We start from the raw sequence: 21,587 nt of genomic DNA, 5'->3' as shown, positions 1-21,587 counted from the left end.
GCGATTAACGCAGCAGCTGCAGCACGGACTGGTCGGCCTGCGAAGCAAGCGACAACGAGGACTGCGACAGCGACTGGCGGGTCTGCAGAGCCAGAAGGTTGGCAGCTTCGCCGTTCATGTCAGCCAGCGTCAGATTGGCAGCGCCAGTCTGCAGCGTGTTGATCATCGACTTGGTGAAGTCCTGACGGTTCTGAACCTGCGACAGGTTCGAACCGAAAGCAGACGACTGCGAACGGAGCGAACCGAGCGCATCGCTCAGCTTGGTCAGCACGGCGTCGATCGAAGCGTCGCTATCGGCGACGGTATCGGCCTGAACGTCGATGCCGAGGTTGGTCGAGTTGATCGCCTTGGCGCCCTTGGACTGGATCGTCAACGAGCTGGAACCAGTTTCGTTGAAGGTCAGCTTCAGGCTATCGCCACGGAGCAGGTTGATACCGTTGAAGGAGGCATCTTCAGCAGTACGATCGAGCTGCTGACGCAGGTCGTTGAACTGCTTGACCAGATCGCCGCGAACGGTGTTCTTGCCAACGGTCGAGGTGCCCGAGCCGGCAGTGCCGGAGGTTACCTTGCCACCAGACAGGCCGCTGATGGCCACGTCAGCCGAAGTCAGCAGGTTTTCAACACGCAGCTTGCCACCGTCGTTCGAAGCGCGAACCTGGGCGTTAATCGCGGTGTTGGCGTTCACGTCGCTGACAAGCGAGTCAACGGTGCGAGCGGTAAAGGTGGTATTTGTCAGGGCGCCGGCGGTGAAGCCGGAGGTGCCTGCAGTACCGTTGGCACCGCCGACGGTGAGAACCTGGTTCTTTTCAGAGGTCAGGATCAGCTTGGTGCCGGCAGCATCCTTGGATGCGGTAACACCCTGGTCCTTCAGAGCCGAAGCGTTGATCTTGGAGATCGTTGCGTCGATCGTGTCGTTCGCAGCCAGCGTCACGTTGACGGCAGTTGCGGAACCAACCTGGATGGTGATGTCGGCGGCCGTGATGGAACCTGCAGTGTAGTTGGCACCGGCAGTGGTTGCGCCGGTTACGGTGCTCGTAGCAGTGCCGGCGATGGTGATCGTACCGCCAGTAGCAGCAGTTGCGCCGTCGAGTTCATACGACACGCCCTTGAACGACTTGTCCTGGCGGGCCTGACGCAGCGAAGACTGCATCGATTCAACCGACTTGGTCACAGAGGAGAGGCCGTTGTCAGCAGCTTCCAGAGTCTGGATGCCGTTTGCCATGCCGTCCATCAGCGAGTTCAGATCGTTCGAACGGCTGTTCAGCGACTGGGCAGTAAAGAAGTTGGTCGGGTTGTCGAGCGCCGAGTTGACCTTGTTACCGGTCGAAAGGCGTTCCTGGGTCTTGGCCATCATCGAGGCCGTGCCCTGAAGGGACAGCAGGTTCGAGCGAACGGCTTTCGAGAGTGAGATACTGTTGGACATTTTATTTTTCCTCTTCTGGGATACGCAAACTACAAACCTCTCCTGAGGCCTGCTGATTTATGACTTTGAGCTTATAAAGAAACGTTAAATGGCTGCCGCATTTTTGAGCAAAATCGAAATTAATTCGCGACCAGAAACAACTAAAAAGCCCCGGAAACCGGGGCTCTTGGACGACGGGGCGCTGGGGATTTGCTAAGGTTGCGTTAACTAGGCGGTCAGGTTGCGCAGCTTGGCTTCGGACTCTGGGGGAATGGGCGACATGCCGATGCGGCGGTAGAGCTCGGTCATGGTATGAGGGCGGGGCGCCAGAGCGCCGGCAATCACGGCAGCGGCGAACATGGTCGACGTTCCCGCCTGCGGCTCGGGCTGGCGTTCCTGCGCCTTGGGCTTGTCGCCTTGCGGAAACTGGCCTTCGCCGGAATTGGGGCTGCTTGGCGCTGCCTTGGTGCTTTCGGGCAATATCGTGCGTTCAAGCCCCGGCGAGCGCAGCCGATAGTCGACAACGTTGGCGGTGGACGATACTGGTTCTGTCGCGACTGCAGAGAACATGACGCTTATCCCTTGCTGACAACAATCCCTTTATTGCCGTTCGCAGCATAGAACGCCGTCTCTATCGGCCACCTTTCAATCGTTCAGGCAGTTTTATTCGAATTGTAACGGTCTACAGCGCCCGGTTGACTGCCAGGCCGCGGGCCGAACTGTTGGGGTCGGCGGTGACCTTGCCGCTCATGCCATAGGCCTTGGCCTTGTTCTGCTGGCCGACGACCATGGCGACGTCGGTGAGCAGGTCTTCGGTGACAGTGCGGGCCGTGGCGAGGACGCGCAAATTCTCTGCCATCTGCGTCGCCAGCCGCTCATGGCCGTTGCGCAGCCGCTCCACTGCCTTGGGAGCGTCGGCCTTTAGCCGCGGCCCCTCGCGCTGCACCGAACGGGCAAAGCCAACATATTCCTGTGCCAGCCGGGTCTTTTCCGCTGTGAGGGTGGTGGCCTGTCGCATGTGGCCGGCACGCAGCAGCGTGGTTTCCTTGTTCATCACATCGACCAGCGCGGTGAGCGCGGCCTCGGCAAGCGCACAGAGTTCGGCGGCGGGCAGGGTGTCGATAGCGGCGAGACGGGCTGCGGCGGTCATTTGTAAGCTCCCTGGAGCGCTGCCGGTTTATTCATTGGGTTCTGTGCGGCTTCCTGGAGGGCGACGAGATCGCCCATCACCTGATCGGCCAGGCCAATGCCGCCGCTTTCGGCCATGCTGGTGGACATCTGCTCGGCCTGCATGCCGCGCCAGGTATCCTCGGCAAAGCCGCCACCGAAATTCTTGCTGTCGGTCTTGATGCCGGAGAACATTTCCTTGACCAGCGTGTTGAGGAACATGCCTTCAAGCTGGGTGGCCTGGGCGCGCAGTTTGTCGCGCTGCGGACCGGCAAGCTTTGGGTTGTGCTCGATATTGGTGATCATCACATCACCTGGATTTCGGCTTGCAGGGCACCGGTGGCCTTGATGGCCTGCAGGATGGCGATGAGGTCGCGCGGGCTGATACCGAGGGCATTGAGGCCATCGACCAGTTCCTGCAACGTGACGGATTCATCGATCACCGCCAGCTTGCTGTCCTTGCGGGCGACATTGAGCTGCGTGCTCGGCTGAACGGCGGTGACGCCATTGCTCAGTGGCGCCGGCTGCACGATGGTGGGGTTTTCAGCAATCGTCACCGTAAGGTTGGATTGGGCAACAGCCACGCTCGAGACCCGCACATCCTTGCCCATGACGATGATGCCGGAGTTCTCATCGATGACGATCTTGGCGACCTCGTCCGTTTGAACGACCAATTGCTCGATATCGGTCAACAGATCGACAATATTGCCGTTGAAGCCCTGGGGCAGAGTGATACGGACGACCGACGGATTTTCCGGCACGGCTGTCGGCACGCCAATGAAATCATTGATCGAGAGAGCGACACGGCGGGCGGTGGTCAGATCGGGATTGCGCAGCGACAGCCGCAAGGTGCGCTGGGCGCCGAGTTCAAAGGCGATTTCGCGTTCAATCAGTGCGCCCGATGAGATGCGACCTGTGGTCGGGACGCCTGAAATCACCGTCGCTGCGGCACCTTCGGCTTTGAAGCCGTTGATCGTTACCGACCCTTGAGCGATGGCATAGACCTCGCCGTCCGCGCCAAGCAGGGGGGTTACCAGCAGCGTGCCGCCCTGCAGGCTTTTGGAATCGCCAAGCGCGGCAACGTTGACGTCGATCCGTGAGCCTTGCGCCCCAAAGGCTGGCAGATTGGCGGTGACCATGACGGCGGCGACATTGGCGGTGCGGACGTTTTGGCCGGCAGTGTTGACGCCGAGGCGTTCCAGCATCGACTGCAAAGATTGCTTGGTGAATGGGGAGTTGTTGAGGCTGTCGCCGGTGCCATCGAGGCCGACCACCAGGCCGTAACCGACGAGCTGGTTTTCGCGCACACCTTCGATGTCGACAATGTCCTTGATGCGCGCTGCGGCGGCCTGGGCGCCGTGCATGGGCGCCAGCACCAGGGCTGCGGTTATCAAACTTGCGAGCAACTGCCGTAGCAGAGAGTTTTTCATCGTCGTCCCCGTTCGCGGCCGTTCCATCCCCATGGGCGGCCATTCGCCAGAGATATTGCGAAAACCGTGCCAGTCTGAATTCTGGATCGCCAGGTGCAGGTAAGATGCTGTTTTTGTTTGGTTATAGTCCTTGCTAGGGCGGGCGGTTCAGTCGAAAAATCGCGCTTGGATCGGGGCGCTAAGCAATTCTTGCCGGGCACGTTAAGCGGGCGTTAACGGTTGGCGGCAGATTTTGCCGGTATAGCAAATCAACCCGATGAGTCCGGCTTTGCGTATCGACGGAAATCCCTACACTTCAGCAGTCAACGGGCGCAGCAGCGCCGGTCGCGCTGCGGCGGGTGCGGAGTTCATTCCGGCCGGCATGCAGCCGCCAGCAAAGGTGCAGAATACCGCGCCGCTGTCGTCCACCGCCAACATCGCATCCCTGCTGTCGGTGCAACTGGTCGATGATGCGCTGCATTCGCGCAAGAAAGCCGTCAAACGCGGCAAATCGCTGCTCGACACGCTCGACCAGATCAAGGCCGATCTGCTGCTCGGGCGGGTGGGCGAGGGGCGGCTCGATGGGTTGATGACCATGGTCAACGAAGCACGCGAGCAGAGCGATCCGGAACTGGATGCGCTGATCGACGATATCGAGCTGCGGGTGCGCGTCGAGCTGGCCAAGTTCGGCCGCTTCACTGACTAAGCTGTTCAAATGTCATCAAAGTGAAGCCTATGCCGCGCTATTGCGCTGGCGTGCCATGCGATTCTGATATTAAGCACTGGCGGTTTGCGTGCTTGCCCGGCTTCGGCTGCTTGACTATATAGGCGGCCATGGGGCGCATTGGAGTTGAGTCTGCTGATGTCTTCGGTTGTTGATGTAGTCGAATACCGGCCCACCGCTGATGAGCCGTTCATGAACCAGCGCCAGCGCGAATATTTTCGCGCCAAGCTGAAAGGGTGGAAAGAGGACATTCTCCGCGAAAGCCGCGAGACCCTCGAAAACCTGCAGGAAGAAAGCACCAATCATCCTGACATGGCCGATCGTGCCTCGTCGGAGAGTGATCGCTCGCTGGAGCTGCGGACCCGTGATCGTCAGCGCAAGCTGATCTCCAAGATCGATGCTGCGCTGAAGCGGATCGAGGATGGCACCTACGGCTATTGCGAAGAAACCGGCGAGCCGATTGGCATTGCCCGGCTCGACGCCCGCCCGATTGCCACGCTGAGCCTCGAGGCCCAGGAAATGCACGAGCGCCGCGAGAAAGTCTATCGCGACGAATAAGGCGGTTGCGACAGTTTCCTTTATCAAATGATCAAGCCCGCAGCGATGCGGGCTTTTTGTTCATGCGGGGATAGCAAGGGGGCGGAAACGGGGTTTTGGCTTGCGGCGGATGATCCATTCAGCAATGGCGATATTGATGACCCAGCCGGCGCCCATCAGGATGGCGCGGGGAAATTCGCCAGGCGCGGAGCCATAAAGCAGCAGCCATGGAACGTGGGTAAACACCTGCGTTCCGGCGCCTTGGCCGATGGCATAGCCGCGAATGATCCAGGTGCGATGGTTGGGGATGTCGCGTTTGAGAATGAATGACAGGCTCAAGGCGATCGAGGCGGCCATGGCGCCGCCAAAAATGATCCGTTCCCAATAGACCACGATGCCGTCACCCGGAGGTTGCGGGTAGAACTGGTTCATCCACAGGCCGGACAGGGCGGCGACCATGCCGCAGACCATCAGCAGGCGGCCGGAGATTTTGTGCCAGAGCAGGTGATTGCGCCGGAAGCTGGCGGAAAACTGGAAGGCGCCCAGGATGCAGAACAGCGTGGCGCCGATGATGTGCAGCACGACCGGGAGCGGCATGGCGAAGAAGCGGGCGTTTTCGGAGGAGACTGCGGTGCCGCCAGCCAGGCCATAGAGGCGGGCAATGCCGGCAATGGCGGGGACTGCGGTGAGCAGGATCAGCGCAGTTGGTATCGGCCAGTTGGACTTGGTGGTCATGCGTTTGCCCTCGTATGACGCTATGTCAGTGTGCTAGTTGTGTAATACACTATAGTTGGACTGGCAAGCACAAATGCAAACGGGGCCCGAAGGCCCCGTTCTGGCTCTGATGGGAGGGATCAGAAGCCGAAGACAGTGGTGAGGCTGGACTGGTTGTCGCCGTTCTGGACGCATTCGGCATTGGTGGCTTCGCCGAACTGGAGCAGGCCGCAATTGTTGTTGTTGCCGTTCTGGTTGATGGTGCCGGTGTGGCCATTGCCTTCCTGGAGGATGACACCATTATTGCCCGACCCGTTCTGGGCGACGCCGGCGCCGTTGCCATTGCCGTTCTGGCTGACATTGGCGCCATGCGCCTTCATGCCGTTTGCCAGCGACAGAAACTGCAGGCCAAGACCCAAAGCCTGAGCCTGGTCCGGATCGGTCGGGGTGTAGCTGACCGAAACCTGGCCGCCGGCAGTAGCCGGGAGCGTCAGGGCGGCGGAGCCGAGAGTGGCGACGAAAACGGCGGCGATGGCGGTCTTGAGGAACTTGGTCATTTTGGCTTCTCCTGATGGGTTCGGTTTTGTTGGGGCGCTGGTGTGTTCCAGCCGATGACTAGAGATTGCCACCCGGTGGCTGAACCCATTCGGAGCGGCTCATTCAGAATGCGTTCAGCCGCGAAAATTCTTTGGTGGGGAAACGAAAAGGGGTTCCGATTGCTCGAAACCCCTTTGGATACAATGCGTTGATAAAATCAACGCAGGCTGGCGACCTGTTTGGCGCAATCGATCGAAGCGCCGTTGGCGTTGACGTCGAACGACACCTTGTAGTTGGAGCCGCCGTTGATCATCACCTTGCCCAGCGAGATCTGGTCATTGGCATTGGCTGCAAAGGCGCCGCCCTGGTTGATGTTGGAATTGCCGCCGGGGCCGGAGCTGACCACCTTGAACTCGTAGTAGCCGCTCAGCGCCTCGGTAGAAAGCATGGTGGCTTCGAGCGAGAGCATGCCGTTGATGGTTTTGGCTTCGACGCCGCAGAGTACGGGGCCGGCGGTGGTTGCGGTATCGGCGTGGCCGCTGGTGGCGGCAAAGCCGAGAATGCCGAGGCCGAGAACGGCGGTAGCAAGGAAGCGGGGGCTGAATTTGGTCATCTGAAATCTCCTGTTGGGTTGATGGACCGATGGCCGAGAGGCGGTCTGCCTCCCGGCCGCGGGAAAATCACGACTGCCGGGGATCAGGGGCAGGCCTGGACGAAGGCCGAGACGTTGCCGACGCCGTGCTGGACGACGTTGGCGTTGCAGCCATTGCCGACCTGGACGCCGGCCGCGACGTTGCCATTGCCGTCCTGGCTGATGATGGCGGTGTGGTTGTCACCGAACTGGCCGATGCCGGCTTCGTTGAAGTCGCCATTCTGATCGGTCTGGGCAGCGTTGTTGACGCCGCTCTGGCCGATGGCGCCGACGTTGTGGTTGCCGGTCTGATGGCCGACGGCCTGGTTGAAGGCGCCGTTCTGGAACACGCCGAGGGTGTTATCGAGGCCGAACTGGGAACCGCCGGCCGCGTTGCCGAAACCGGTCTGGTTGAGGAACACGCCATTGGCCATGGCGGGAGCTGCGGAGATGGCGAGAACGGCGGCGATTGCAGTGGTGATGATGAAAGCGCGCATTTGAAGTCTCCTGATGGGTTCGGTTTGTTGGGGCGCTGGTGTGTTCCAGCTGATGACTAGAGATTGCCACCCGGTGGCTGAACCCATTCGGACCGGCTCATTCAGAATCCGTTCACCGCGGTTTTTTCTTTCGATGGGCTAAAATAAAAGGCTTCGATGGATCGAAGCCTTTGAAATGGTGCAGCTTTTGATTTGCGGGTCAGCAACGAAAAAGCCGGGAGGCTTGCGCGCTCCCGGCTTGAATTTTGGTCAGGCGAACTGAGGATCAGGGGCAGGCCTGGACGAAGGCCGAGACGTTGCCAACACCGTGCTGAACCACGTTGGCGTTGCAACCGTTGCCGACCTGCACGCCGGCTGCGACGTTGCCATTGCCGTCCTGGCTGATGATGGCAGTGTGGTTGTCACCGAACTGGCCGATGCCAGCTTCGTTGAAGTCGCCGTTCTGGTCAGTCTGGGCGGCGTTGTTGACGCCGATCTGGCCAATGGCGCCGGTATTGTGGTTGCCGGTCTGATGGCCAACCGCCTGGTTGAACACGCCGTTCTGGAACACGCCGAGAGTGTTGGCCGTGCCGAACTGGGAACCGCCGGCAGCATTGCCGAAACCGGTCTGGTTGAGGAACACGTCATTGGCCATGGAAGGGGCAGCAGAGAGAGCGAGGACGGCGGCGATTGCAGTGGTGATGATGAAAGCGCGCATTTGGAAGTCTCCTGTTGGGTTTGGCGATCGGCGATCGCTTGGTTGATGACAACAGGTTTAGCGGCGCGCTCCGGAACCGGGTCTGAACTGCAAATTCAGAATTCGTTCACCGTGACGATTTGTTGAAAATTGTTACGACGCAGTGGTTTGGCGCGGACCGCGCAGCGTCTATGACGCCCGAAGCCTGCGAATGGGCAACGGTGCAGCGGCGGCCGGCATCGGGGTCTTCACGCCTTGGGCGAAGGCGCCGAGCAAGGTCGTTACATCGGCGGCGCCGCACGGGCGCGAGAACAGATATCCCTGGCCAAGGCTGCACCCGAGATCGGCAAGAAAGGCGGCCTGAACGGCGGTTTCTACGCCTTCGGCAACAATGCGCATGTTCAGCTTGCGGGCAATGTCGATGATGCCGCCAACGATCACGGCACTGGGCGCGTCGGTGGCGATGCGGTCGACAAAGGATTTGTCGATCTTGATGACGTCGATCGGAAACGACAGCAGGTGGGTCAGCGAGGCGAAGCCGGTGCCGAAATCATCGAGCGCCGCCAGGACGCCCATGTTGCGCAGATCTTCGACCGCCTTGGCCACCATGCGATCGGTGCCGCCCATGTAGACGGCCTCGTTGACCTCAAGAATGATGTGCTTGAGGGGCACGCGGGCGGCTTCGAACGTCGAAACAATGCGTTGCTTCAGGTCACCGCGCTGGAAATCGCCGGTGGTGACGTTGATGCCGACATGCTGGATCGGCAGGCCCTGATCGAGCCAGTTGCGAATATCGGCGGCAACTTCGGCGAGCATGCAATCGGTCAGGCGGTAGGCGATCCTGGGATCGGCCAGTGCCGGCTGAAACTGACCGGCAGCAATGATGGTGCCATCTTCAGTGCGCAACCGGGCCAGCGCCTCCAGACCAACAATCTCGCCGGTGTCGAGCCGAACGATTGGCTGGTAGTGGGCCAGCATTCGCCCCTCATCGAGCGCCTTGTCGACCATGCTGACCAGATTGATATTCTCGATCATGGCGCTCCGCAGGTCGGTGCGGAAAGGCACAAAGCCGCCGCGATGCTTTTCCTTGGCGTGATAGAGCGCGAAATCGGCGTTTTGATACAGCGTTTCGGCGTCGCTGCCGTCCCGGCCAAACAGCGCGCCGCCGATGGTGACGCTGGGAGAAACGGTGTGATGCCCCACTTCGATCAAGCCGGCGGCGCTGGCCAGAACTTTTTCGGCAGCGGCTTGCAGCGCAATATCGGAGGCGCAGTTGTCGACCAGCAGCGCGAATTCGTCGCCGCCCATGCGGCAGGCCGGCATGGCTGGATCAGCCGCGCCGATGCGCCCGGCCAGAGTGCGAATGAACACATCGCCAAAGACGTGCCCCATAGTGTCGTTGATGGACTTGAGGTGATCGATATCGACAAACAGCAGGCCAAAGGGGCGGTTGTTGGTAATGCGGGTCCGCAACAACTGGTTGAAATGGCCCCGGTTCGGCAGGTCGGTCAGCGTGTCGAAATAGGCGAGCCGATGATTGCGGTCCTGCACTTCCTTGTGCTCCATGGCAATGGTGCACAGGTGAAGACAGGTGCTGACGATGCGCTCTTCGAGTTGGGTTGGGCCAATATTGGTGCGGTGATAGAAGGCGAAAGTGCCGACAACGCGCCCGTCGCGGGCCGTGATCGGGCTGGACCAGCAGGATTTGAGGCCCAGCGGCAGGGGCAGGGTCTTGTATTTGGCCCAGAGCGGGTCGGTGGCAATATCGGTGACGTTCACGGGTTGGCCGAGATAGGCGGCGGTGCCGCAGGAACCGACGTCCGGGCCGATCGGCAGACCGTCGAGGGCATTGGAGTAATGTGTCGGCAGGCTGGGGGACGCCAGCGGATGCAGGCGGCCGTCGCGATCAACAGTCAGGATTGAGCAGATGGCGCCCGGCGCGAGTACCTCGGCGCGTTCGCACAAGACCCTGCCAATGGATTCAAGAGCCTCGCCATAGGCAATCGCCTCCAGAACTTCGTTCTGCAGATGAAGCAGCATATCGCTGACATTGGCCTTCATAGGCGCGGTTCCCAGTATTACGAACCACAAGATACGGCATCACCCTGAAGAATTTATTTCATATCATTTGACGGTTTTATCTTTGGTCCCGACTGGTTCCTTGCGCGGCTAAAGATAGCGCTTTTTGAGATGCGCCTTGAAATGGGCGGCGTTGAGGGGCTCGCCGGTGGCACGGGTGATCAGGTCGGGGGTCGAGTAGCGGCTGGCCTGGGACCAGATGTTTTCGGCGCGCCATTGATTGGCGCCGGTGAAATCGCCTTTGGCAATATCGGCGCGCAGGTTGGGCTGAGCCTGTTCCAGCGTAGCCCATTGCTGGGCCGCGATCATGGCGCCCAGGGTATAGCTGGGGAAATAGCCGAAGGCGCCGCCGGGCCAGTGGACGTCCTGCATCGGGCCGTCCTTGGGATTGTTGATGGTGGAAATGCCGAGATATTCAGTCATCTTGGCATCCCAGGCTTCGGGGATCTGGGCGGCTTCGAGCTTGCCGTTGATCAGGTCCTGCTCCAGCTCGTAGCGCAGGATGACGTGGAGCGGGTAGGTGACCTCGTCGGCATCGACGCGGATATAGCCACGTTCGACCAGATTGACCTGCGCCAGCACGTCATCGACGTCCCAGCCCGGAATGGCGTCGGCACCCAGATACTGATGCACCAGCGGCAGCGCGAACTGCCAGAATTCGGGGCTGCGGGCGAGTTGCATTTCCACGAACAGGCTCTGGCTTTCGTGAATACCCATGCCACGGGCCTTGCCGAGCGACCAATGCGACCAGGATTTTGGCAGGCCCTGTTCGTAAAGCGCATGGCCGGTTTCGTGCAGCACGCCCATCAGCGAAGAGAGAAATTCGTCGGTGCGATAGCGCGTGGTCATGCGCACATCGGTCGGGACGCCCCCACAGAACGGGTGGTGCGAGACGGCGAGCGAGCCATGGGTGAAATCGAAGCCAACGGCGCGCATGGCGGCGAGGCCAAGCTCGCGCTGCTTTTCGATCGGGTAGGGGCCGTTCAGCGGCTTGAGCGGGCGTTTGGCCAGCTTTTCCTGTTGCACCGCCAGTGCCTCGGGCACGAAGCCCTTGAGGAAGCTCTTGAGATCGGCAAACACGCCATCGAGCTGGGCGGTGCGATTGCCGGGATCGTATTGTTCCATCAGCGCGTCATAGGGCGCCAGCTTGAGCGCATCGGCGCGCAGATGCGCTTCCTCGCGAACCAGCGAGACGACGCCTTCGAGCGCAGGCAAAAAGCTGTCCCAATCGCCCTTGGCGCGCAGGTCGCGCCAGAGCTGTTCGGAGCGCATGGTGGCGGCGGTGCGGCGCTCGACGAACTCGGTGGGCAGGCAGGTGGCGTTGAGATAGCTGCGCTTGAATTCCTTGAGCGCCAGCTTCTGGTCTTCAGTTTCGGGTTTGGCGGCCTCAATCCAGTCGGCGATTTCGGGCGCGGTGGATTGGGCATGGTACATGCCGGCCAGCGTCGACATGGCTTCAGCACGCTTGTCGCCGCCGCCGACGGCCATGTGGGTGGCCTCGTCGGCCCCCAGGATGGACAGCGCGTGTTCCAGCGCTTCGAGGCGGTGACCGAGGGCGTCGAGTTTTTCGAAGGACATGAAGGCTCCATAAGCTTTGGCAGAGGTGTTCCACAGGCGGGCAAAGGAGGGAAGAGGGATGTGCGAAAACTCCGCACGGCCAGTGGCCTGCGGGCACTCGATCGGCGCTGGTCGCAAGGTTCTGCGACATGGGGCAAGGATCGCCTCGGTGCCGGTCTTCCGGCGGGTAGTAAAATGAAGCAAGCCTTGCCCCATGCTGTTCCGGAGGCTCGCCGCATGCGCTGGACTGGCGGACTTGCGTCTTGGTTCCGCAACGGCAGGCCCATGGCGTCCACGCCCTGATGGCGTCGCCATGGGTTGGCAAACAGGTTCAGCCCGTTCGCCCCCCACCTTCGGCCCGGAGAGTTGGCCGGACCCAGTTCAATCGCACCAGCGGAAGGGAAGCGACCTTCCCTTCATCCGGTATCCCCGCGCCGACCGTTCGTCGCGACCGCGCAGTAATGCACGGGGATGGGGAGAGTATGCGCGCAGATTTGGTGGTGGGGATAAGTTACATAAGATCTTCCTTCTCCGCTTGAGGGAGAAGGTGCCTGCAGGGCGGATGAGGGGTATCCCGGGCTTCCGGCATGGGATGGCGCAGCACCCCTCACCCTGATTTTCTGCTGGACGCAGAAAATCTGTCCCTCTCCCTCAAGGGGAGAGGGTGGGCCGGTGGGGCGGGGCGACGCGGTGTTCCCGCCTTCGCTAGAATGACATGGTGGTCAAATAGACAATGGTGCCAATAGTGTGGTCCGGGCCGATGCAAGCTGGCGCGGTTTGACAGAGAGCAGTCGATGAAGCTGATCCATATTTCCGACATCCACATCAATCCCGAACCGATCCTGGGGTTTGATCCGGTGGCCAATTTTGCGGCGTGCCTGGCGCATGTGGCGGAGTTTCAGGCCGATGCCGATCGGGTGGTGATCACCGGTGACCTGACCCATCATGGTGGGGCGGAGAGCTATGAGCGGCTCAAGGCGATGCTGGATGCGTCGCCGTTGCAGGGCGACCTGCGGCCGCGGTTACTGATCGGCAATCACGACAATCGCGAGACTTTTGCGTCGGTATTTACCGATGCGCAGCGCGACGAGCATGGCTTTGTCCAGTCGGTCGAAGAGAGCGAGGCAGGGCTGCTGGTTTATCTCGACAGCAGTGAGCCAGGCACGCATGCAGGTCACTATGATGGGCAGCGGCAGGCCTGGTTGCGCCATGTCCTCGACGGCGCAAAGCGGGCGGGCAAGCCAGCCTGGGTGTTTCTGCATCACAATCCGGTGGTGGTGCATGTGGCCAATGCCGATGCGATCGGGCTGGTGCAGGAGGCGGAATTTCACGCCATTCTGCGCGACTATCGCGATACGGTCCGGCACATCTTTTTCGGCCACTGCCACTATACGTTGAGCGGGCAGGTGTGCGGGGTGCCGTTTTCGGCGCCGCGCTCGACCAACCATGTGTGCTGGCCGGATTTTTCGGGCGTCGCTGGCCGCATGGGCTATGGCGCCTTCAGCCCGACCTACAATGTGTGCTTTCTGGAGCCTGAGAGCACGGTGATCCATTCGATCGATTTTCTCGACCAGGACAAGGTGCTGTGGGCGCAGGACTGAGCGCAAGCGCGATCAAGCGCGGTTTGCCTGGTCAGGCTATTGTGGCGCGAGGAGGCGTTGATGGCTGACGGCGAAAGCTACATCAAGAACCGGCCGCACAGCGTGCGTGGCGAGACGGTGATGCAGACCATGCTGATCCCCAATGTCACCATGATCGCCAACAGCATAAGGCGCGTGCCGCCGGGCCAGACCCGGTCGCTCGACGCGGTGCGACGCGAACTTGCTGTTGAAGCTGGTGCAGAAGCGACCTGTCCGGTCACCACGCAGCACCATATCAAGACCATCGCCGAAGAGGCCGTGGCGGCTTATGAAGCTGGAGACACCGACGTGGTGCCGTTCTGGCGCGTGGTCGAGCCGAGCAAGCCAAGCAGCAAGCGGCTCGCTGGTGGTGCGGCGTTCATTTCTGGCCGGCGCAGGAGTGAAGGGGTCAAGGACCAGAGCGACTAATGTACCCTGGCGGTTTTAATCACTTCCGTTTTGGCGCAGGTAGCGTTGGTAGCTGAGATAGGTTCCGGCAAGAGCGATCGCCGCTGCTATACCGACGCCGATCCCCAAGGCGACGTTACCCATAGCCACGCCAATGCCGACGCCGATTGCCAGTCCGACGGCGATGGTTGCCGAGGTGATCATGGTTCTCTCCTTCGTTGGTTGGGTCTCGGATAAACCGGTCGCGGCAAGGATGGTTCCCCTTTTCGGACGCATCGGCTGTCGATCACCCTGAAAAGGGAAGAGGCGCAGCCGGGGGACTGCGCCTCATTGCGGCGGATTCTTCTGAAGGCGCCGTTGTGGCAAGGCCTTGACCCTGCCGGGGAGGCCGGCCGCACCATTGGGGGAATGTGCGACCGGAAGGGGAATTTCTGAGGCCGTTTGTAAACTCTACTCTGGCTCTTAGAAGGGAAGGATGGCGTCGAGGACCTGCTGGCCATAGCGGGGCTGCTGGACATCGGTGATCTGGCCGCGGCCGCCGTAGGCGATGCGGGCTTCGGCGATCTTGGACGAAGGGATGGTGTTGTCGGCCTGGATATCGGACGGACGGACGATGCCGGCTACCACCAGATCACGTACTTCGAAGTTCACGCGCACTTCCTGATGGCCCTCGATGACCAGATTGCCATTGGGGAGAACCTGGGTGACCACCGCGGCCACCGAGGTGGTGAGGTTTTCCGCACGGTTGACCGAGCCGGCGCCGGAGTTCTTCAGGCCCGAGGTCAGATCGATGGCGCTCGACGGATCGAGGTCCGGGGCGACGTTGGTCATAGCGGCGCCGAAGATGCCGCCCATGCCGGCGGAGTTCGATGCGCTGCGGCTCGACTGGGTCGAGTTGTTGATCTTGGCCTTGTCGTCGATGGTGACGATGACGGTGAGGATGTCGCCGATACGGTGGGCGCGTTCGTCCTTGAAGAAGCCCCTGGCCGAAGTGCGGTACAGCGAATTGGCCTGGTAGGTGTCTTCGATGGCTTCGGGCATCGGCATGCGCACCGGCTGATAGCCCGCCGTGGTGGTGGGATCGGCAATGGCGGTCAGCACCGGGGCGTTGCCCACATTGGCGAGGCGATCGATGGTGTTGCAGGCACCGAGCAGGCCGGTCAGCGTCAGGATGGTGGCGAGTTTGACGGTGTTCATTTCTATTCTCCTGAAGGCTGACTAGAGGCCGGCCACATTGAGCGGACCGGACGAGATTTCGACGGCGCCGGCAGAGGCCGCGACGGCGGTGACAACTTTGTTGGACATCAGGTTGAGCACCTGAACCGGCGCACCGGCGGCGGCATTGCCCAAGGCCTGGCCCTTGACCGTCAGGGTCATTGGACCCTTGCGGAAGTAGATGGTGACGAATTCATTGCGGGTGATCAGCTGGGCAGTGACGACATCCTCGGGGGTCAGCATCATGCCTTCGCGGCTCTGGCGCTGCAGCTGCTTGCCGACCAGTTGCTCTTCGGTGGCAACGCCGGTGGTTTCGGCAAATTTGAGCGGGACCAGCTTCATGGTGATGTCGTCAGCGCTCAGAATGGTGCCGGCAGACAGCGTGCGCACCAGGTGCGGGGCCGAGATCATCAGGTCGAGCGTGCCGCTGACATCGAGCGGAGCCTGTACGCCGGCCACGATAAAGCGCGCGGTGAAGGCGCCATTGGCGGGCAGGTAGCGCAGGTTCAACAGGGTCGCAGGCGTGTCGCTGGCTTCGGCATTGATCGGGGTCAGTGGCTGATCGAACATGGTCTGGGCGCTCATGCCGGGAGTGAGAATGCCCTTGGCCTGCAAGTCGGTGGCGATCATCTTGGTCAGCAATTGTTCGTCGACCACGGTGGTGTCGCGCATCACCCGGACGCTGGCGATGCCGGTGCTGGTGAAATTGGTCAGGCCGACGCGGGCGGCAGCGGCGGCGATGTCACGGAGCGGCACCATGCCGGTGGTGCCGGGCAGGGGAGCGCGGAACAGGGGTTCCTCGGCCAGCAGGCCGGCATCGTCGAACATGTCGCCGACCGTGACGACGGCGGCGGCGACCAGAATTTCGGACTTGAGCACCGGGGTGGCGAGCGCGGTGGCGCTGGTGACCAGGGTGAGGGCGAGAGCGACGAGGATTTTGCGTGCGAACATGATCATGGCCCCTATCAGCGCATCTGGCTGGTCGACTGCATCATCTCGTCAGCGCCGGAAATGACGCGAGCGTTCATTTCGTAGGCGCGCTGGGCGGCGATGAGGTCGGCGATTTCGGTGACGGAATTGACGTTGCTCATTTCGAGATAGCCCTGGAGCAGGTCGCCATTGCTGTCAGCATTGGGCAGGCCAATCTGCGGGGTGCCGCTGGCAGCGGTTTCCACGAACAGGTTGTCGCCCACCGATTCAAGGCCCGCCTTGTTGACGAAGTTGGCGAGCTGGAGCTGGCCCAGCTGGGTCGGCGCAGCATCGGTGCCCAGGGTTGCCTCGACCGTACCGTTTGGCGCGATGGCGATGGATTTGGCGGTATCGGGAATGGTGATGCCGGGCTGCAGCACGAAGCCGCTGGAATTGACCAGCTGCCCGGTTGCGTCGCGTTCGAACGAGCCGTCGCGGGTGTAGCCGGTGCGGCCATCGGGCATCTGGATCATGAAAAAGCCATCGCCGCGGATGGCGATGTCGAGATCTTTTTCCGTCGGGCTGACGCTGCCCTGGCTCATCACGCGGGGGGTGGCGACGGTGCGAACGCCCGAGCCGATTTCGAGGCCGGCAGGGATCATGTTGCCCTGGTTGGAGGTCTGCGAACCGGCGCGGCGCATCTGCTGGTACAGCAGATCCTGGAACTCGGCGCGTTGGCGCTTGTAGCCGGTGGTGCGCATGTTGGCGATGTTGTTGGAGATCACTTCAACGTTGCGTTCCTCGGCACTCATGCCGGTCGATGCGATGTAGAGAGCTTTCATGACTTGGGTTCCCTGTTACGCGTTGACTGAGCCGAGACGCTGAATGGCTGCGGAACGCATTTCGTCCTGGCGGCTCATCAACTGGGCAATGGATTCATAGGAGCGGGTGACGCGGATCATCTCGGCCATCTGGGTGATGCCGGAGACGTTGGATTTTTCCAGCGAGCCCTGCATGGCCTGGGTCTTGGTCGATGGGGTCGGGGTGCCGCCGGAGAACAGGTTGTCGCCCTCGCGGTTCAGCGCCTGCGGCTGGGCGAACTCAACGAGCTTGAGGCGGCCCTTGATGCCGGCGCTGGTGGAGACGGTGCCGTCTGCGGCGATGGCGACGTCCTTTTCGGCGGGACCGAACTGGAACGGACCGCCCTGGCCCAGAACCGGGTTGCCATTGAGATCGACCAACTGGCCGGTATTGCTGATCTGGAAAGCGCCGGATTTGGTATAGCGCTCGCCGCCAGAGGTCTGGACCGAAAAGAAGCCGTCGCCATTGAGCGCGACATCGAGCGGATTGCCGGTCTGGATGATGTCGCCGCCGCTCAGATCGTGGACCGTGGCCCAATCCTGCACGTAAGCGAGGGGCTGGTCGCTGCCCTGAAAATCGCGGTCACGGGCGACCGGCATATCGTATTGCTCAAACAGCATCTGCTCCGACTTGAAGCCGGTGGTGTTGACGTTGGCCATGTTGTTGGCCACCACGTCCATCTGGCGCTGCAAGGCCATTTGCCTTGAAAGGCTGATCAATTGCGCATTTTCGATCATGCGATATCCCCGAAGTCTTAATTCCCCGAAACCACCTGCTTCCCCAAGCCGATCGTCTCGCCATTTACCTTGCAGAAACCATGCCAAGGCGGAAACTTTAATAAAATCAGAGATATAGTGACTGACGCCAGTTCACTTGCGGGTGACGGTGTTTGGACGTGCGGCAAAACTTACCCGGCAATTTCTGCCGCTTCGGGGTGGTTCGTAAGACTTCGTTAACCAAGCCGCGCTTAGCTGGTGACAGCCGGAATCGCCCGGTTTTATTCTGGTTTGCAGGAATTCTGGCCATGGCTGCCGAAGCTGAAATCGCAGAAGGCGAAGTCCCTGCCAAAAAAGGCAAGGGCAAGCTGATCATTATCGGCGCGGGCGCTCTTGTGGTGTTGCTGATTGGGGCAGGGCTGTTCGTGTTCCTGTCGGCTGGCAAGTCGGCGGACACTGCTGTCGCTGCCGACGCCGCAGCACTGGGTGCCCCGCACAGTTTCATTTTCAATCTGCAGCCGATGACCGTCAATCTGAACGATGACGGCAGCGGCCAGGCTTTCATGAAGCTGACGATTGCACTTGAAGTCGCCAGCGAAGCGGTGATGACCGAAATCCAGCCGCGCATGGCCAAGGTGGTCGACGCATTCCAGGTGTATCTGCGCGAACTGCGCAAGAGCGACCTTGAGGGCTCGGCCGGGATTTACCGGCTGAAGGAAGAATTGCTCCGACGCGTCAATGTGGCGATCTATCCGTCACATGTCGAAAGCATCCTGTTCAAAGAAATCCTGGTCCAGTAAATGGCGGGACCAACGGACCAGGACAAGCTGGCGGACGACTGGGGACTGGATGATGTTCCGGCTCCCGACGTCGGCGTCAGTGCTGCTTCCGAAACGCTGGCGGCGGCCGATGCCGCTGCTGAGTGGGCGGCGATGCTGGAATCCGATCCCGCTACGGCGGAAGGTCCGGGCGGGGCTGATCGCGTTCTGAACCAGGACGAAATCGACAGCCTGCTTGGCTTTGATCCCAATGCGGGTGGCAATGTCGAGCTGACCGGCGTGCAGGCGCTGATCAATTCGGCGCTGGTAAGCTACGAACGCTTGCCGATGCTGGAAATCGTGTTCGACCGGCTGGTGCGCCTGTCGACGACGTCGCTGCGCAATTTCACTTCGGACAATGTCGAAGTCACGCTCGACTCGATCTCGTCGGTGCGCTTTGGCGACTATCTCAATTCCATCCCGTTGCCGGCCATCCTGTCGGTGATCAAGGCCGAGGAATGGGAAAATTACGGGTTGCTGACCATCGATAGCAGCCTGATCTATTCGATGATCGACGTGCTGCTGGGCGGCCGCCGTATCGGCGGCAATATCCGCGTTGAAGGCCGGCCTTACACCACGATCGAAATGGCGCTGGCGCGACGGATGATCGAGGTCATTCTCGACGATACGCACCGCGCGTTCGAGCCGGTGACGCAAGTCAATTTCAAGCTCGAGCGCATGGAAACCAATCCGCGCTTCGCGGCGATTTCCCGGCCGGCCAATGCGGCAATCCTGATCGAGCTGCGCATCGAAATGGACGACCGCGGCGGCAAGGTCGAAATCCTGCTGCCCTATGCCACGATCGAGCCGATCCGTGAACAATTGCTGCAAATGTTCATGGGCGAAAAGTTTGGCCGTGACCCGATCTGGGAAGGCCATCTGGCCACTGAAATCTATTCGGCAGACGTCGAAATCGAGGCCGTGCTGCATGAGCAGGATTTGCCGCTGTCGCGGGTGTTGAGCCTGGCGCCGGGCGATACGGTGATGTTTGACCGCACCCCGAGCGATCCGATCCGCCTCAAATGCGGCAATGTCGATCTGACCGAGGCCATTATGGGCCATATCGACAACAATGTTTCGGTGCGGGTGACCCGCCCCTTGAATCCGCCAAAGGTAACGATGGCGGCGTTCGAGGCAATCGATGAGTCAATGGAAGGACGATGATGTTTGGTTTGCCCATAGGCTTGGTCGTGGAAGGTTCGGTGGCGATCCTTCTGGTGATGACAATAGGGTACTGCGTGGTGCTCAACGAGCGCCTCAAGCGGCTGCACGCGGACCGCGATCAGTTGCGGCAGATGGTCAATGATCTGGTGAGCGCCACCAACCTGGCCAACCAGGCGATCAAGGAACTCAAGGCAACTGCGGTCGAGGCCGATCTGCAGCTTGGCGCCCGGCTGGAGGAGGCCGAGCGCTTCGGCATCGAGCTGGCCAATCATGTCACTGCCGGCACCATTCTGATGGAACGTATTGCCAAGATCACCAGCGTGGCCCGCCACAGCCAGACCATCGAGCCAGTGGCGCCAGTGGTTCCGGCTGAACCGGCGCCGCCGGTCAACAAGCTGCATTCGGCGCTTGAACAATTGGCGACGCGCGCCCGGACCCGGGGAGTGGCTGCGTGAAATCTGTCCGGCTGCTTCCCATCGTCATTTTCGCCATTGCCGCGCTGTTGATCTTCAAGACCATCGGCCTGGTGACCAATGGCGGCTATGTGCTGGGACCAGCCGGGGTGCAGGCAGCCGAGGGCGGGAGCGCTGCTCCTGCGGCCTCTGGGGCAGCGCCGGCCGAGGGCGCCGACGCCGGGGTCACGATGGCATCAGAGCCGACGCTGGCCGACACCAATCCAACCATTGCCGACACGGCGCCAACCCTGGCGACTGAAGAGGCGGCCAAGGGCGCACCCCATGGCGCGGCGCCGGCTGCCGAGGGTGCCGCGGCCGGAGGTGAAGCTGCAGCAGCGCCCGCCGAAGGCCATGCGGCACCGGCCGATGGCGCAGCAGCGACCGCCGATGCTGCGGCCTGTCCGCCGACTGGCGGGGCGACAACCCCTGCGGCTGCTGCCGTCGCGACAGAAGGTGACCATCCCACTGCCGATGCCAGCGCTGATGCTGCCGCTGCTGACCATACGGCTGACCCTGCGGCGGTGCCGACCGAGAGTTTTGCTGCCGGAATGACCGACAACAACTGCGATCCAAAGGCCGAAGGCGTGCCGATGGAAATCACTGACGGCGGCACCGTGGTGCCGCTGACTGACAGCGATGGTGGTTCGCTGACCGAGAAGATCTTGCTGGAGCGTCTGGCGCAGCGCCGTACTGAACTCGACAGCTATGCCTCGCAGCTCGACCTGCGCCAGTCGCTGGTCGATGCCGCTGAAAAGAGGATCGACGAGCGTGCAGCGACGCTGAAGCAGATGCAGGATCAGATCGGGGTGCTGGTCGATCAAAAAAAGGATGCAGAAACCGGCCAGTTCGCGGCCATCGTCACCATGTATGAGAACATGAAACCCAAGGAGGCCGCGGCAATTTTCAACAACCTCGATATGGGCGTTTTGCTGCGCGTGGCCCAGGCGATGAACCCGCGCAAGATGGCGCCGGTCCTGGCGGCGATGACCTCGACGCGGGCGCAGGACTTGACAGTGCAGATGGCAACCAGCGCCGCGACACCGGCCGAAACCATGACCCCGCAGGATTTGTCGGCCTTGCCGCAGATCGTCGGCCAGTAGCGGGAGTGTCCGCCAACGCCATTTCGGCGGCCATCTAGCGTGGTTTTCTGCGCTTCCGGTGCTCACGTACAAAACGTACGCTGCGCCATAGCCCTTCGAGCGTAGCTCTACGGGCGTTCTTCGCTAAAAAGGTCCACAGGACCTTTTTCAAGAAGCTCATCACTCTCGAACAACCACGCTATCTGACTCACCGAAACGGCGTTGGCGCACACTCGGGTGAACTCGATTCAACCAGCGATGAATGTCGCACGGCTTTGATGCGCGGCTTGTAAGGGGACGTTAAGCACGACGCGGTAGGGTCGCATATTGAGTTGTGCAATCGCGTTTTTGGCGTCCGAAATACTGCATTTCGATCAAAAACGCTTAATCGCTTAGGCGGGCGACGTCGGTGA

At 61.2% G+C, this 21,587-nt stretch carries 25 protein-coding genes; 8 read left to right on the top strand and 17 right to left on the bottom strand.

Going from position 1 to position 21,587, the window contains the following annotated elements; translation table 11 throughout:
* Positions 1-4: 4 nt before the first annotated feature.
* The 5 genes from ABIT12_RS02700 to ABIT12_RS02680 form a co-directional block, all read right to left on the bottom strand.
* On the bottom strand, positions 5-1,423 hold the full coding sequence (locus ABIT12_RS02700; RefSeq protein WP_348043077.1) for a flagellin: 1,419 nt from the start codon (positions 1,421-1,423) through the stop codon (positions 5-7).
* A 207-nt stretch (positions 1,424-1,630) separates the two neighbouring features.
* The gene (locus ABIT12_RS02695) at positions 1,631-1,972 is read right to left on the bottom strand and encodes a hypothetical protein (protein WP_348043075.1); all 342 of its coding nucleotides are present in this window, start codon (positions 1,970-1,972) and stop codon (positions 1,631-1,633) included.
* Positions 1,973-2,084: 112 nt separating this feature from the next.
* Positions 2,085-2,552, bottom strand: coding sequence for a hypothetical protein (locus ABIT12_RS02690; protein ID WP_348043073.1), 468 nt, complete (start codon positions 2,550-2,552; stop codon positions 2,085-2,087).
* The gene (locus ABIT12_RS02685; RefSeq protein ID WP_348043071.1) at positions 2,549-2,875 is read right to left on the bottom strand and encodes a rod-binding protein; all 327 of its coding nucleotides are present in this window, start codon (positions 2,873-2,875) and stop codon (positions 2,549-2,551) included. Before ABIT12_RS02685 ends, ABIT12_RS02690 begins: the two co-directional genes overlap by 4 nt.
* Positions 2,875-3,999, bottom strand: coding sequence for a flagellar basal body P-ring protein FlgI (locus ABIT12_RS02680; protein WP_407065574.1), 1,125 nt, complete (start codon positions 3,997-3,999; stop codon positions 2,875-2,877). The genes ABIT12_RS02685 and ABIT12_RS02680 overlap by 1 nt, the downstream gene beginning before the upstream one ends.
* A gap of 268 nt (positions 4,000-4,267) precedes the next feature.
* Here ABIT12_RS02680 and ABIT12_RS02675 point away from each other — a divergent pair, with 268 nt between their 5' ends.
* Positions 4,268-4,684, top strand: a complete 417-nt coding sequence (locus ABIT12_RS02675) for a flagellar assembly protein FliX (protein WP_348043069.1) — start codon at positions 4,268-4,270, stop codon at positions 4,682-4,684.
* A 156-nt stretch (positions 4,685-4,840) separates the two neighbouring features.
* Complete coding sequence (gene dksA / locus ABIT12_RS02670; protein ID WP_348043067.1) at positions 4,841-5,260, top strand: RNA polymerase-binding protein DksA; 420 nt, start codon at positions 4,841-4,843, stop codon at positions 5,258-5,260.
* Positions 5,261-5,320: 60 nt separating this feature from the next.
* Here dksA and ABIT12_RS02665 read toward each other — a convergent pair whose 3' ends face one another.
* From ABIT12_RS02665 to ABIT12_RS02635, 7 genes are all read right to left on the bottom strand, one after another.
* Positions 5,321-5,974 (bottom strand): DUF2306 domain-containing protein, encoded by a 654-nt coding sequence (locus ABIT12_RS02665; RefSeq protein ID WP_348043065.1) that lies wholly within the window; start codon positions 5,972-5,974, stop codon positions 5,321-5,323.
* A 119-nt stretch (positions 5,975-6,093) separates the two neighbouring features.
* Positions 6,094-6,510, bottom strand: a complete 417-nt coding sequence (locus tag ABIT12_RS02660) for a curlin (RefSeq protein WP_348043063.1) — start codon at positions 6,508-6,510, stop codon at positions 6,094-6,096.
* A gap of 197 nt (positions 6,511-6,707) precedes the next feature.
* Entirely contained in the window at positions 6,708-7,103 is a 396-nt protein-coding gene (gene csgH, locus ABIT12_RS02655; RefSeq protein WP_348043061.1) for a curli-like amyloid fiber formation chaperone CsgH, read from the bottom strand.
* Positions 7,104-7,186: 83 nt separating this feature from the next.
* A complete protein-coding gene (locus ABIT12_RS02650; RefSeq protein WP_348043059.1) occupies positions 7,187-7,618 on the bottom strand; it encodes a curlin in 432 nt (143 codons plus the stop codon).
* A 265-nt stretch (positions 7,619-7,883) separates the two neighbouring features.
* Positions 7,884-8,315, bottom strand: coding sequence for a curlin (locus ABIT12_RS02645; RefSeq protein WP_348043057.1), 432 nt, complete (start codon positions 8,313-8,315; stop codon positions 7,884-7,886).
* A 168-nt stretch (positions 8,316-8,483) separates the two neighbouring features.
* Positions 8,484-10,355: an EAL domain-containing protein gene (locus ABIT12_RS02640; protein WP_348043055.1), complete on the bottom strand. Its 1,872-nt coding sequence runs from the start codon at positions 10,353-10,355 to the stop codon at positions 8,484-8,486.
* 108 nt (positions 10,356-10,463) lie between these two features.
* A complete protein-coding gene (locus tag ABIT12_RS02635) occupies positions 10,464-11,951 on the bottom strand; it encodes a carboxypeptidase M32 (protein ID WP_348043053.1) in 1,488 nt (495 codons plus the stop codon).
* A 773-nt stretch (positions 11,952-12,724) separates the two neighbouring features.
* Here ABIT12_RS02635 and ABIT12_RS02630 point away from each other — a divergent pair.
* A complete protein-coding gene (locus ABIT12_RS02630) occupies positions 12,725-13,531 on the top strand; it encodes a phosphodiesterase (protein WP_348043051.1) in 807 nt (268 codons plus the stop codon).
* 60 nt (positions 13,532-13,591) lie between these two features.
* Positions 13,592-13,978 carry a hypothetical protein gene (locus ABIT12_RS02625; RefSeq protein WP_348043049.1) on the top strand — a complete coding sequence of 129 codons (387 nt, stop codon included), beginning with the start codon at positions 13,592-13,594 and terminating at the stop codon, positions 13,976-13,978.
* A 15-nt stretch (positions 13,979-13,993) separates the two neighbouring features.
* Here ABIT12_RS02625 and ABIT12_RS02620 read toward each other — a convergent pair whose 3' ends face one another.
* The 5 genes from ABIT12_RS02620 to flgF all read right to left on the bottom strand — a co-directional run bounded on the left by ABIT12_RS02620 (position 13,994) and on the right by flgF (position 17,679).
* Positions 13,994-14,161, bottom strand: a complete 168-nt coding sequence (locus tag ABIT12_RS02620; protein WP_348043047.1) for a hypothetical protein — start codon at positions 14,159-14,161, stop codon at positions 13,994-13,996.
* A gap of 258 nt (positions 14,162-14,419) precedes the next feature.
* Positions 14,420-15,154, bottom strand: coding sequence for a flagellar basal body L-ring protein FlgH (gene flgH, locus ABIT12_RS02615; RefSeq protein ID WP_348043045.1), 735 nt, complete (start codon positions 15,152-15,154; stop codon positions 14,420-14,422).
* A gap of 21 nt (positions 15,155-15,175) precedes the next feature.
* Positions 15,176-16,123, bottom strand: a complete 948-nt coding sequence (gene flgA / locus ABIT12_RS02610) for a flagellar basal body P-ring formation chaperone FlgA (RefSeq protein WP_348043043.1) — start codon at positions 16,121-16,123, stop codon at positions 15,176-15,178.
* A 14-nt stretch (positions 16,124-16,137) separates the two neighbouring features.
* Positions 16,138-16,923, bottom strand: coding sequence for a flagellar basal-body rod protein FlgG (gene flgG, locus ABIT12_RS02605; RefSeq protein ID WP_348043041.1), 786 nt, complete (start codon positions 16,921-16,923; stop codon positions 16,138-16,140).
* A 15-nt stretch (positions 16,924-16,938) separates the two neighbouring features.
* Positions 16,939-17,679, bottom strand: coding sequence for a flagellar basal-body rod protein FlgF (gene flgF / locus ABIT12_RS02600; protein WP_348043039.1), 741 nt, complete (start codon positions 17,677-17,679; stop codon positions 16,939-16,941).
* Between the two features lie 287 nt (positions 17,680-17,966).
* Between flgF and ABIT12_RS02595 the strand changes: the two genes are divergently transcribed.
* From ABIT12_RS02595 to ABIT12_RS02580, 4 genes are read left to right on the top strand one after another with little or no spacing between them, the layout of a single operon-like run.
* Positions 17,967-18,458: a flagellar basal body-associated FliL family protein gene (locus ABIT12_RS02595; RefSeq protein WP_348043037.1), complete on the top strand. Its 492-nt coding sequence runs from the start codon at positions 17,967-17,969 to the stop codon at positions 18,456-18,458.
* Positions 18,459-19,640 carry a flagellar motor switch protein FliM gene (gene fliM / locus ABIT12_RS02590; protein WP_348043035.1) on the top strand — a complete coding sequence of 394 codons (1,182 nt, stop codon included), beginning with the start codon at positions 18,459-18,461 and terminating at the stop codon, positions 19,638-19,640. It begins immediately after the preceding gene.
* Entirely contained in the window at positions 19,637-20,095 is a 459-nt protein-coding gene (locus ABIT12_RS02585; protein ID WP_348043033.1) for a DUF6468 domain-containing protein, read from the top strand. Before fliM ends, ABIT12_RS02585 begins: the two co-directional genes overlap by 4 nt.
* Entirely contained in the window at positions 20,092-21,195 is a 1,104-nt protein-coding gene (locus ABIT12_RS02580) for a hypothetical protein (RefSeq protein WP_348043031.1), read from the top strand. Before ABIT12_RS02585 ends, ABIT12_RS02580 begins: the two co-directional genes overlap by 4 nt.
* Positions 21,196-21,587: the final 392 nt, after the last annotated feature.

Origin of the sequence: Devosia sp., assembly GCF_039927955.1 — a bacterium.
Classification (GTDB): domain Bacteria; phylum Pseudomonadota; class Alphaproteobacteria; order Rhizobiales; family Devosiaceae; genus Devosia.
The sequence above is the reverse complement of the archived record's forward strand: the minus strand, read 5'-3'. Positions and strand labels throughout refer to the sequence as shown.

Excerpts from the sequence above, each read along its gene's own strand:
- ABIT12_RS02630 (WP_348043051.1), top strand. The coding sequence starts at position 12,725 with ATGAAGCTGATCCATATTTCCGACATCCACATCAATCCCGAACCGATC.
- ABIT12_RS02585 (WP_348043033.1), top strand. The coding sequence starts at position 19,637 with ATGATGTTTGGTTTGCCCATAGGCTTGGTCGTGGAAGGTTCGGTGGCG.
- ABIT12_RS02700 (WP_348043077.1), bottom strand. The coding sequence starts at position 1,423 with ATGTCCAACAGTATCTCACTCTCGAAAGCCGTTCGCTCGAACCTGCTG.
- ABIT12_RS02660 (WP_348043063.1), bottom strand. The coding sequence starts at position 6,510 with ATGACCAAGTTCCTCAAGACCGCCATCGCCGCCGTTTTCGTCGCCACT.
- ABIT12_RS02680 (WP_407065574.1), bottom strand. The coding sequence starts at position 3,999 with ATGAAAAACTCTCTGCTACGGCAGTTGCTCGCAAGTTTGATAACCGCA.
- csgH (WP_348043061.1), bottom strand. The coding sequence starts at position 7,103 with ATGACCAAATTCAGCCCCCGCTTCCTTGCTACCGCCGTTCTCGGCCTC.
- flgG (WP_348043041.1), bottom strand. The coding sequence starts at position 16,923 with ATGAAAGCTCTCTACATCGCATCGACCGGCATGAGTGCCGAGGAACGC.
- flgF (WP_348043039.1), bottom strand. The coding sequence starts at position 17,679 with ATGATCGAAAATGCGCAATTGATCAGCCTTTCAAGGCAAATGGCCTTG.
- ABIT12_RS02665 (WP_348043065.1), bottom strand. The coding sequence starts at position 5,974 with ATGACCACCAAGTCCAACTGGCCGATACCAACTGCGCTGATCCTGCTC.
- flgH (WP_348043045.1), bottom strand. The coding sequence starts at position 15,154 with ATGAACACCGTCAAACTCGCCACCATCCTGACGCTGACCGGCCTGCTC.
- ABIT12_RS02645 (WP_348043057.1), bottom strand. The coding sequence starts at position 8,315 with ATGCGCGCTTTCATCATCACCACTGCAATCGCCGCCGTCCTCGCTCTC.
- dksA (WP_348043067.1), top strand. The coding sequence starts at position 4,841 with ATGTCTTCGGTTGTTGATGTAGTCGAATACCGGCCCACCGCTGATGAG.
- ABIT12_RS02650 (WP_348043059.1), bottom strand. The coding sequence starts at position 7,618 with ATGCGCGCTTTCATCATCACCACTGCAATCGCCGCCGTTCTCGCCATC.
- ABIT12_RS02640 (WP_348043055.1), bottom strand. The coding sequence starts at position 10,355 with ATGAAGGCCAATGTCAGCGATATGCTGCTTCATCTGCAGAACGAAGTT.
- ABIT12_RS02685 (WP_348043071.1), bottom strand. The coding sequence starts at position 2,875 with ATGATCACCAATATCGAGCACAACCCAAAGCTTGCCGGTCCGCAGCGC.
- ABIT12_RS02635 (WP_348043053.1), bottom strand. The coding sequence starts at position 11,951 with ATGTCCTTCGAAAAACTCGACGCCCTCGGTCACCGCCTCGAAGCGCTG.
- ABIT12_RS02695 (WP_348043075.1), bottom strand. The coding sequence starts at position 1,972 with ATGTTCTCTGCAGTCGCGACAGAACCAGTATCGTCCACCGCCAACGTT.
- ABIT12_RS02690 (WP_348043073.1), bottom strand. The coding sequence starts at position 2,552 with ATGACCGCCGCAGCCCGTCTCGCCGCTATCGACACCCTGCCCGCCGCC.
- fliM (WP_348043035.1), top strand. The coding sequence starts at position 18,459 with ATGGCGGGACCAACGGACCAGGACAAGCTGGCGGACGACTGGGGACTG.
- ABIT12_RS02595 (WP_348043037.1), top strand. The coding sequence starts at position 17,967 with ATGGCTGCCGAAGCTGAAATCGCAGAAGGCGAAGTCCCTGCCAAAAAA.
- ABIT12_RS02620 (WP_348043047.1), bottom strand. The coding sequence starts at position 14,161 with ATGATCACCTCGGCAACCATCGCCGTCGGACTGGCAATCGGCGTCGGC.
- flgA (WP_348043043.1), bottom strand. The coding sequence starts at position 16,123 with ATGTTCGCACGCAAAATCCTCGTCGCTCTCGCCCTCACCCTGGTCACC.
- ABIT12_RS02625 (WP_348043049.1), top strand. The coding sequence starts at position 13,592 with ATGGCTGACGGCGAAAGCTACATCAAGAACCGGCCGCACAGCGTGCGT.